We start from the raw sequence: 773 nt of genomic DNA, 5'->3' as shown, positions 1-773 counted from the left end.
TTTCTCAGTAAACGGTAGTAGTTGGGCCGAAATGCTAGTAGAAAGTATTCGCTGGAAAGTAGAGCCCTTTGAAGTAGAGAAAATTAAGCTGAAATCAGAGAGTGATTCTGATGTCACCATAGGACCCTACGGAGAGCTTAAAGAAGTCCCGGCTATCAAAGATGGCGAATATTATTATCAATCATATCACCCTCCTTCTAGCCGCACCCGTCTATTAGCTCCAATTAAGGCAAACGGAAATATCTCCATTAAAGAGGCATTAATGGAGATGAAAGAAGACAAAAATTTAGAGTTCATATCTCCAGCAGTTTCGGACCATGTTCACTTCCAGTCGATATCAGAAGAGGGTGAACGTTTAAATATTAAATTGACACATGGAGAATGGAAGGATGAACAAGAAGTCCTCACTACTGTAGATTCGATCTTAATGACAGCTAGGCAATTTGGATTTGAAGAAGTGGTTTTTAATGGAGTTCAATTTCAGCCATTCCCTGCCTACGATCTTAGTGAACCGATCAAAGTTCCAGAACAAATTAATTCAATCATCATAAACAAGTAAGGGGGCTGGGACAGAAGTGTTTTAGCCATTCTATAAACCGAACGATGGTGGAATTCTTATGATAAGATGTCACCATCGTTCGGTTTTTTATGGTAGATTAGCGAATCATGTCTAATTCCTGCTATTACTTCGGGCATTTGTCTTGTATGGTGGAAGGATGGCCGCTCCGACAGAATGCTTCGCTTTCCGCGGGAACGGCCTCAGCCTCCTTGTG

Annotated in this window: 1 protein-coding gene; it reads left to right on the top strand. The window is 41.4% G+C overall.

Going from position 1 to position 773, the window contains the following annotated elements; translation table 11 throughout:
• Nucleotides 1–559 (top strand): hypothetical protein (locus LD39_RS00005; protein WP_231572485.1); only part of this gene is annotated, 559 nt, incomplete at its 5' end.
• Nucleotides 560–773 lie beyond the last annotated feature (214 nt).

It is taken from the genome of Halobacillus sp. BBL2006 (assembly GCF_000786645.1).
In the GTDB taxonomy this organism is placed as follows: Bacteria; Bacillota; Bacilli; order Bacillales; family Halobacillaceae; genus Halobacillus.
Note: the sequence above shows the minus strand (reverse complement) of the source record. Positions and strands in the feature narration are given on the sequence as shown.